At 54.3% G+C, this 9,705-nt stretch carries 6 protein-coding genes and 1 riboswitch; all 6 genes read right to left on the bottom strand.

The window, feature by feature from the left end; all coding sequences use genetic code 11:
- Nucleotides 1-225: 225 nt before the first annotated feature.
- Nucleotides 226-1,035: a transglutaminase-like domain-containing protein gene (locus L692_RS0119300; protein WP_025701703.1), complete on the bottom strand. Its 810-nt coding sequence runs from the start codon at nucleotides 1,033-1,035 to the stop codon at nucleotides 226-228.
- A 13-nt stretch (nucleotides 1,036-1,048) separates the two neighbouring features.
- Nucleotides 1,049-1,129: riboswitch (cyclic di-GMP riboswitch) on the bottom strand.
- Between the two features lie 104 nt (nucleotides 1,130-1,233).
- A complete protein-coding gene (locus L692_RS0119295) occupies nucleotides 1,234-1,902 on the bottom strand; it encodes a class D sortase (RefSeq protein ID WP_156940514.1) in 669 nt (222 codons plus the stop codon).
- A gap of 3 nt (nucleotides 1,903-1,905) precedes the next feature.
- Nucleotides 1,906-2,376, bottom strand: a complete 471-nt coding sequence (locus L692_RS0119290; protein ID WP_025701701.1) for a GtrA family protein — start codon at nucleotides 2,374-2,376, stop codon at nucleotides 1,906-1,908.
- Nucleotides 2,369-3,373, bottom strand: coding sequence for a glycosyltransferase family 2 protein (locus tag L692_RS0119285; protein ID WP_025701700.1), 1,005 nt, complete (start codon nucleotides 3,371-3,373; stop codon nucleotides 2,369-2,371). The genes L692_RS0119290 and L692_RS0119285 overlap by 8 nt, the downstream gene beginning before the upstream one ends.
- Before the next feature lie 34 nt (nucleotides 3,374-3,407).
- Nucleotides 3,408-7,226 (bottom strand): phospholipid carrier-dependent glycosyltransferase, encoded by a 3,819-nt coding sequence (locus L692_RS0119280; RefSeq protein ID WP_025701699.1) that lies wholly within the window; start codon nucleotides 7,224-7,226, stop codon nucleotides 3,408-3,410.
- A 199-nt stretch (nucleotides 7,227-7,425) separates the two neighbouring features.
- The coding region (locus L692_RS29485) for an S-layer homology domain-containing protein (protein ID WP_036724551.1) at nucleotides 7,426-9,705 on the bottom strand (2,280 nt) is incomplete at its 5' end.

Raw genomic sequence — 9,705 nt, 5'->3', positions numbered from 1 at the left:
CAACTTCTCGTCAGCAGCAACTTTTATAATATATCATGTATCTTTCAGAAACGCAAGCTTTTTTTGAAAGTTTATTTTACCTTACCATCAACAGCTTTTGTCTCTCGAAGACGACTCATCTATAATACCTCTTCTCGGGCGATATGGCAATACCCAAAATACAAAAAAACAATCCTCTTATTATTTAAGCGGATTGTTCATTTACTGTATGAAGCTTTCAGGTGCTTAATAATACTTCACACCCGTGTATTTGCTTGCGCTTTTGACCAGGGAAACCTTTTTATTGCTCTTGCCCAGACCGGCGTCCACCGTCGTATCAATAGTCGCCCACTGGCCATCGATCAGGACTTCATTCCATGCGTGATATTGAGATACATAGCTGCTCTCCCCCATCACGAGCTTGGCGGGAACGTTCACGCTGCGGAGCATGGCGGCAAAGAGAGACGCATAGTCGTAGCAGATCCCCTTCTTGCTGGCGAGCGTTCTGTCGATATCCGGCACATAGTCAGAAGGTACGGTAGCCGCCAAAGCATAGTCGTATTTCACATTGGAGACGATATAGTTATAAATGGCGGTTACCTTTTCTTTGTCTGTGTCGGCATTCCGGGTGAGCTGCTTCGCTTTCTGGATCGCTTTGTCGGACGAGTTCCATTTCACGTTCTGTACGGAGCTGAGGTATACGGCGTTAGGATCGCTCACCGACAGGTCGATAGAGTCGGAATAGATTACTTTATACTTGTTGCCGCTGATATTCTCAAGAATGGAAACTTTATAGGAGCCGCTGCCTTGCTGCAACGGAAAAGACTCGTTGGGTTTGGATGCGAAGAGGTTGTAGGTATAGCTGCTGCCGTCCTTGGTGATCATCAGCTTGGTACGCTTGCCCTGGGGGGCATTATATTGAATGCCGACAACGCCTTGGCTTACATTCGAAGTATCCAGCCATTCGGAACCGCCGCTCGCGGCCGCCGCCGGGGTAACTGGAACGGACGTGGCTACAATAAATAATATAAGAAGCAGAAAATAAAACTTCTTCATGGATAAAACTCCTTTCGGTAGCTGGCTGCCATCCTTGCGGGAAGGCCCTCTAGCTTTGCGTCCCTATCTTTCGATAGGTTTGCCGTTATCGTGTTTAGCTTTTCTAATATCAGATTACCATATTTATATAAATTATCAATAGGAAACTAGGAAAATATACCTGCCTGATTGCCTGTTTTTTCATCTTTCCGCCACAGTCTACGGGAGCCTCGCATGCACAATCAGCCGATGCGTCGGATTAATCAGCGGGTCGCAAGTGATGAGCGTCAGCACACGGTCCTTCTTATTGCCCGCAAGCACAGATACGTCCGTAGGATTAACAATCGAAATGTCGTAGACCGAATAATTATAAACCTTCCCTTTGGTCTTGACGGAAATCGTATCGCCCACCTTCACCTCATTCAGACGGTTGAACAATCTTCCTTTGGTGTGGGCGCGGTGAGCGGCGATAGCCGCATTTCCGATTTGCCCAAGCGGAGCAGTCTCGGTTAAATGCACGGCCGCATGTCTCATATTCGCTTTGGTGGCTCCTTCAAGCACGGGCAGCTTAACATCAATGGCATCGATCTCGATCAGCGCGATCGCCTTCTCGCCAACGTCTGAACTGCCTTGATCCGCTGAGAGCCGGGACTGCTCGTCCACCGCCGATTCTTCGGCAAGCAGCTCGGTCACCTTGGCGTACTTGAGCCGCAAATCGGGATCGATGGAATTCCCGGCGGTCTCCGCGCCTTGTTCAAAGCTCTGCTCGGCTTCCTTCAGCAGCTTCTGCTGCTGCCAATCTTCAAACCATTCGCTGCCCTTTGGATACAGAATCAGCAGAATGCCTGCAATAATAATGATGTAAGAAAGCTTGCGCAATAGTTTCACCCTCTAACGTTGCTCCGTACCTGTACCGGAGATTGGCTCGCCGGAGACAGACCGAGGCTGCTTCGGATTCACAAATACCCACTTTCTGCTGCCAAAAAAATTGATGATGACCGTAACAAACGTAACCAGCACCTTCGACGCCAACTTTTGCAGCCCCAGGCGGTCAATCAGAAGGCTCATCAGCAGCAGGGATATGCACAGCACAATCAGATTGAGCGCTATAAAACGCAGAAGCTGCTTATGATCGAAGCCCTCTTCCTTGGAGCGCTTCCGGTCCTTGAACGTGATATTGCTATTCAGGATGAAGCTGTTGGCCGTTCCTGCGCCATAGGAGATGATCTGGGCCGCGACATAGAACAATCCGAGCCAGTTGAGCAGCGCGAACACGGCCATATCCACCAGCGTATTCAACAGACCGACAATATTAAATTTAACGAACTGCAAAATATCACCGCGTGTATTCTTGCTATTCATGAGGCACATCCTTCCATCGTTGTCCGGCCTCTTCCCGCAGGAGCTTGGCCTCCTCTTCCTTCAAATTGCTGTAGCCCACCGCCTCGCGGACAATATACAGCGGCCGGTCCTTCGACTCATCATAGATCCGGCCGATATATTCGCCGATTACCCCGAGAATCATCAGCACAATCCCGTTAAACAGCAGGTTGACGCCGACGATGGAAGCCCAGCCAGGCACCGTGCGGGAAGTAAACCACTTCTGCATCAGCACGAAGAACAAGAAGACAAAGCTGGAGAACGAAAGCAGAAATCCAAGGTAAGAAGCGATTTTGAGCGGCTTGTGCGAAAAGGACGTGATGCCGTCGAGCGCGAACCGGATCATTTTTCTGAGCGGATATTTGGTCTCCCCGGCAAAGCGCTCCTCGCGGACATATTCCACCATCGTCTGGCGGAAGCCCACCCAGCTGACCAGCCCTCTGACATAGCGATTCTTCTCCTTTAGTTCGCGCAAAACGTTGCATACCTTGCGGTCAATCAGCCGGAAATCCCCCGTATCGGTCGGAATATCTACACTGGTCAGCCTGCTCAGCAGTCGGTAGAACAGCTTGGCGGTGATTTTTTTGAAAAAAGTTTCGCCGTGGCGCTTCAGCCGTTTGGCATACACCACCTCATACCCCTGTTTCCATTTGGCAATAAGCTCAAGTATGACCTCGGGCGGGTCCTGAAGATCGGCGTCGATCACAACCACCGCATCACCTCTTGCATAGTCCATACCTGCGGTAATCGCGATCTGATGGCCGAAGTTCCGCGAGAAGTCGATCAGCTTCACATGCCCGTCCCCGTCCGCAATCTCCCGGATTACATCGGCGGAGCGGTCCCGGCTGCCATCATTCACGAAGATCAGCTCATAGGCGTCTCCGCTGCGGTCCATGACTTCTTTCAGACGCTCGTACGTATGGGAGATGACTTCTTCTTCATTATACATCGGGACGATCACGCTGTATCTGGCTTTCATTTCTTCTCCTCCTAAATTATGGACAAACATGTCCCTAAAAGACCCAGGTCGGGAACCACCGCAGGAAGCCTGTCACATAATTCCCGCTAACCTGCATGCCTGACAAGACGGGATAGAACATGATGAAGAGCAGCGCCGCCGCAGCAACATACACATAACGGATGACTCTCGACCGGGATTCCGGAAGTGCGCTATCCGACAGCTTCAGGATATAGACCAGCGCCAGAATCATGAATGGAACCATGGCGAAATAATGGTAAAGGAACGTCTCGCGCGGAACGAGCATCCAGGGAATGTATTGGGAAAAATAGCCGATCCAAATGACGTATAGCGGCTTCTCCCGGCGCTTCAGCGTCAGCCACAGGACCGCGAGAACGGCAAACACCCCCGTCCACCAGATCAGCGGATTGCCCATCGTCACGATGCTGCTGGTCTGGCCTGCCGGCAAGCCCTCTCCGCCGCTGAAGAACCATACCGGGCGCTTCATAAAGGGCCATTGCCACCACTGGGAAGAGAACGGATGGGTAGCCACAAGCTGGCTGTGATAGTCATACATGTTCTTTTGCGCTTCAAACAGCCCCTTAATTGTATATCCTTCCGGCGTGACGGACAGCACGGGAATAAACGACAAGCTGTAAATCGCAGCCGGAATGACAATAAAGAAGACCATACAGGACGCCAGAGTGATAACGGTTCTGCTCCAGAAGGCTCGCGCGGCCTGTTGGCAAGCGGCAGACAGCTCCGGGTCCGTGCTCTTTCCTTCGGCAAGCAAGCGCCGGGCCGCCAGGTGCTGCCGGTACCGGTCAAAGAGTGAAATTCCGAGCATAATGGCGAGCCCCGCCCCTCCATACAGTACGATCCATTTGGAGGCAACCCCGATGCCGAAGAACAGCCCTGACCAAAAGAGCGGCCTGAGCGTCCGGCCAAGCGGGTCGCGGTAGAAATTCATGGCCGTGTAACGCTGCATGAAGTAGAACATCAGCATGATGAAGAAGACGCCGTACACATCAATGGTAGAAATCCGGGTCTGTGTAAAATGCATAAAGTCCAGCGCGAACAGCCCCGCCGCAAGCGCAGCATAGCGAGTCCGCCCAAACAGCCGCAGCGCCATTACATACATAAGAGGCAGCATGGCGATTCCGAATACCGTGCCGACGATCCGCCAACCGAACGGATTCACGCCGAACAGCGCCATCCCGACGGATATGAGCAGCTTGCCAAGCGGCGGATGCGTATTCTCGTAAGGAATGATGCCATGGGCATATTCATAAGCGGTGCGCGCATGGTAGATTTCATCAAAGTAAGTGCTGTTCATAAAGCCGGAGTTGGCCGGAATCAGCCGCTGCTCGTCGAACAGGTTCGATGGCACCCCATGCTTGGGAGTCCCTCCCGTATCAGCGGATACTCCGGCGATGTTCAGAGGCGACGGATTTCCCCGCTCGTAAAAAGCGACCTCATGCAAGTAGAAGCCCGGATTATTTACAACCACTCTGACGTACCGCGCCGTGGCGTTAAGCGGCGTGCTTTTCCAGATAAAGACGTTGCCGACATCCTCCTTAATCTTAACCGGAGCGGACCAGCTTTGCGGCGAGTCGCCAAATTCCAGCGTCAATTCACCGGTTCCCACGCCGCCGAATATTCTTACCTTGTCCAGTTGCCTCGCGGCGCCCAAATCTACGTAGAAGCTTTCTCCCGCGCCCGAAGGCGCCCATGCCGTTTCCGGCGAACGGCTCGAACCCAGATTAACCATGGCGAGCGCCCCATACAGAACCGTAATCGCCGCCATCCAAAGCCAATCTCTGCGCATCATTCGCGAGGCTGCGCTTCCCCGCAGGAGGCTATCCTGACAGAGTTCTCCGGCGAGCGCCAGACCGGCTTCCCGGATTTGTCCGTCGGTATATGCGGGAGCGAGCGTCAGCACCCTTTTTCTGAAATACAGGTCCCAGCCGATATACAGCATATACAGCAGCAGCCCGACGTTGGCGATTGAAGTAACAAGAACGATGCCGTCCGAGCCGGGATTCTGCCCCGCATTCAGATGAAGCAGCACATAGGCCACATTGGCGTATTGGGTCAGGCTCAGGCCAAAGAACAATGTCAGCAGCCGCCGGTCCTTGATTTCCATAAAGGCGAACAAGCTCAAAGCAAGCGCCGGGAACATATACCGTTCATGCATTTTGGTCCCCAGCACAAACATAACCACAATTAGAACCAGGCCGATGAAGAAGGACTTGGACAAGTCCTTTTTGTCACGGCGGAACGAGAACAGCGCGGCCAAGGCTACAGCGACTGCAATAAAAATATTCCCCCACGCGCGATATGGAATACCGAGCCAGATTTGGTCAATCGGCGTCCAACTGGGAGCGGCGAGCATGTACAGGTTAAAAGCGTTGACGGTGGAATACGGATAGGAGGACAGCGTGCTTCTGTACAGGTCGATCAGACCGGCAAGCCCTCCATTGCCCCAAAAGAACGGCAGTGTAATGAGGGAAAAAGCAATAAGCCCGTACACCGCTCCTCTCAGCAGTTCTTTCCATGCACGGTAATGAATGAAGGCAAACAGCAGCACCGGCGTAAAAATCAGCGCCTGCGGCTTCACCGCCGTAGCCACCGCGAACCAGAGCGCGGAAACGGCAAGACGTTTATCTGAAACGGCCAGAATACTGAGCAGAAGGAACAGCGCGAAAAAGGCGTCCGCCTGCCCCCACACCGCCGAATCTGTCAGCACGGCCGGATTGAACAAATACAGAATAACCAGACCAAGCGCGATTCCGCCGCCCAGCTTCTCGCTTCCGATCCGGTAAATCAGCCATCCGAGAGCGATATCCGCCAGAATCGCCGGCAGCTTGAACAGCAGCATCTCCGCTGAAGAATCCGGGCTTAGACCGAGGCCCTGCTGAATGAGATGAAGCAGATACAATATATACATATACCCGGGAGGGTAATCCGCAAAAATGCCTTCCTGATAAAAGCGTCCCGGACCGATCTCAGCCAGCCGCTGGCCCCAATACATAAAAGTCTTCATATCGTTCATATAGCCTTGCGAGGTCCAGCCAAGCCAGAGGCGCAAGAGAAACGACGCGAAAAGAACGATCCACAGCCACGCGCCATAGTCATAGCTCTCCCGTCTGAGCAGACGCTTGCTGCGCAGCGCGGTCCGGTAAACCCAGGCGAACAGGCAGGAGAACAAGGCGGAGAAGAACAAAATGTCTTTGGCTGATATTTTAACCGGCTTCCCCGCGGTCCCGGCCTGGCCTGCCGCCCCGGGGTTAAGCGAGATTACCGGAACGCCTGCAGGGGCTGCGTCAAGCTCCTCCACGGACAAATCGTCAAAATACGCTTTGCCTGTGGCAAGATTCCCATAGCCGCCAAGAGCGGCGCCGATGCCCATTTCCTTTTGCTTGGGGCCAGTCTTGCCCACGAACTGAAGCTGCTGCCAGCCTCCGCCGGTGTCTCTGGTGCTGGGATACCCCCCGCCAACGCCGACAACGAAGATATTGGCCCCGATGCCTTCCGCTCCCGCGTTCACCACTTTAACCCAGCCGGAAATCCGGTAATGGGTGTCAGGCTTTACGGCAACGGTCTGAATCCATTTCGCATGATTCTGCTGCGTATTCTCTATGGCGGCGGCTGCACCACCGGAATGGAAATCCCCGGACTCCACGGACAACAGGCTTGCCTGAGCGCCCTGCACCCATACATCCCTCGTCCAGAAGGAAGGAGCGCCCGATGCCGTTTCCTCGAACCCGGGATTTTGCAAAAGATTTCCTGCCGCTCCGGCGTATGCGCCCGGAAATATCAATAAAAGAATACCGACAATGCACAGTATGGCGTTTCGGGCCATTATTTTCATCGTCCTAGCTTCACCTCATCCATGTTAGTCCAGCCGTGTCCCCTTCAACAATATAATCGAAATACCAATCGAAGGAAAGTCTGCAAGGCGGTATAAAGAAATGGTATTCGCCCGGCGTATCCAATTTCGATCTGAACAAATAAGCCGATCAGCATGGTTCCTGATCGGCTCGAACTCCAACAAGCTTGGCGTCAATGTATTATTCTTGCGGCAGCTTATCCATCAAGGCGTTAAGCATCACGGCAGCCTCTGCCCGGGTGGCCTGGCTCCTTGCACGGAAGGCTCCGCTTGCGTCTCCTTTTACTATTCCAAGACGATATATCTTCGCTACGCTGTCAATGGCCCAGCCGTCAATTTGCCCGGCATCGCTAAAGAGCGGGCTTGATCCCCCATTGCTCACGGCCGCGACTGCGTCTTGAAGCTCAAGCGCTCTTGCCAGCATCACCGCCAATTCCTGCCTCGTAATGCCGGCTTCGGGCCGGAACTTGCCGCCTGCTCCCTGCACAATGCCTGCGGCCGATGCCGCCTGGACCACCGAAGCATACCAGGCCCGCCGGTCTACGTCAGCAAAGCCGCCGCTGCCAGCACCGGATGCTTCCCGCAGTCCCAGGGCACGGACCAGCATGGCGGCGAACTGCGCCCGGCTGACTGGAAGCTCCGGCTGGAACAGACCGGACGGCATGCCGGCCACAACCTGTCTGGCCGCCATAACTTCGACCTGCTTCCTTGCCCAATGCCCCTTCATATCCGCAAAGGAAACGACCGATTCCGCCAGCATGACGGAGGAATACCGGGTTGTGTCGAATACCAGCTTGCCATCCTTGATCCGGCCGCCGCTGTATTCCCATTTTCCGGTGTCAGCATTCAGCACGTAAGCGCCCAGCTTTGAGGAATCGCTTGTACCTTGGGGAATGGCAACCGCAACCCTGACGGGTTCTTTTATATCATACAGGTAAGTTTCACCGGACAAGGCGTACAAAGAGAACAGCTTGCGGCTTACCGTATTCTTCAGCGCTTTCGGCAGCGCTTGCCCGTTGGGCGTACGCATCCCGATGGTCATGGCGGCCTGCTCTGTCATGGACGCCGGGGAAACGGTCAGTTCAAGGACCCCATCGGTTAGCTTGAACGGCTTCCCTGCCTGCTTCAGAGCGGAGAGCACATTAACCGATAAGCGAATCGCTTTTCCCGCGCCATCGGCTTCAGGATAGGCGGAGACATCCGCGACCAGCGCCGTCTGGGCCGGGTCCTTCACCGCTTCTGAAGCAGCGCTTGGATCCATCCGCAAAATACCGTCCGGTCCCGGCTGCACCAGCCTGCCCGGTATTGCAGCGGAGGATGACCCCGATGGCAAGCCTACGGAGAAGGACGGCGCCCCGTCCACCGCCTCCTTCGGCAGCGACACGGCGATGCAATCCGAGATCCCTCCCTCTCCCGCCGCATTTACTCCGGCAATCCGGTAGTAGCGAACCTGCCCGGGGGAAGGCAGAGAAATGTTGTATGCCGTGTCCGCCACGGGCTGATCATTCACCTTCTGATAGCCCCAATAAGGGTCTTCGCTTGCGTACAGATTGTATCCTGCCGCATAAGCCAGCGGACTCCAGCTAAGAGAAGCCTGTCCAGCCTGAAAGTGTCCTTCGATGATCGCGCTCATTGGCGGAGGAACATCCTCCTTGGCCGTTCTGAAGCGTATACTCGTCCCCTTTATGATCTTCCCGTTGATAGCCTCCATCTCCGGAATCGTCAGTTCGTACTCCGTATCGAAAGCCAGATCATAAGGCGCGGAACCGCCGCTGCCGGTAAGCGGCAGAAAGAAGAACGTCCCGTCCAGCGTTGCTTGGGGAGCATAGCTGCGGGCTCCGCTCTCGGGGGCGGCGTCAATGCTCCGGTCAAATGGAAGCTTCTTTCCTTTTTCCAACAGAGAGATACCGGCCAACACCTTCTCGGGATGTGCGGCGGGAAGGCTCAGAGAAAACCATAAGGTTCCTTCCACGGGTACGCCGGAAGCGCCGTCCGCAAGCCAGTATTGAGCCTGCGGCTCCACGGAGGCCGGGTAGGAACCGCCCGCCGCCGGAACGGCAAACTGGAACACGACATCGCGGTTGGAGGAGTATGCCCCCAGGCTGACCTTGTTATTGGCGGTCAAATGATTGTCCAGCACGACGGTATAGGTTTTGCCAGCCACAAAAGAATTTTCGCCGGACACTTCCAATATATAGCTTGAGCCTACCGGCATACCGGAGATATTGTGATTCTTCTCGGCAGATGACGCCAGATAAAGCACCGGAAGGCGTTTACCGCTGGCATTGAGGCCTTCATAGATGGCGAACTGCTCCGGATTGGCGTTGACCTGGGGTAGATTTTTATCAAACCATACCTGGATATGCGTAGGATTCAAATATTTATAGCCTAAAAAATGAAAGGATTTCCCTCCTTGCCCGTTCAGCGCTTCCACGGGACGAATGTCGGTCATCCAACTGAA

Origin of the sequence: Paenibacillus forsythiae T98 (assembly GCF_000520735.1) — a bacterium.
Classification (GTDB): domain Bacteria; phylum Bacillota; class Bacilli; order Paenibacillales; family Paenibacillaceae; genus Paenibacillus_AQ; species Paenibacillus_AQ forsythiae.
This window is presented reverse-complemented; position numbering and strand designations above follow the sequence as displayed.

Bases quoted from the DNA above. Each gene is read 5' to 3' on its own strand.
- L692_RS0119300 (WP_025701703.1), bottom strand. From the start codon at position 1,035: ATGAAGAAGTTTTATTTTCTGCTTCTTATATTATTTATTGTAGCCACG.
- L692_RS0119290 (WP_025701701.1), bottom strand. From the start codon at position 2,376: ATGAATAGCAAGAATACACGCGGTGATATTTTGCAGTTCGTTAAATTT.
- L692_RS0119285 (WP_025701700.1), bottom strand. From the start codon at position 3,373: ATGAAAGCCAGATACAGCGTGATCGTCCCGATGTATAATGAAGAAGAA.
- L692_RS0119280 (WP_025701699.1), bottom strand. From the start codon at position 7,226: ATGAAAATAATGGCCCGAAACGCCATACTGTGCATTGTCGGTATTCTT.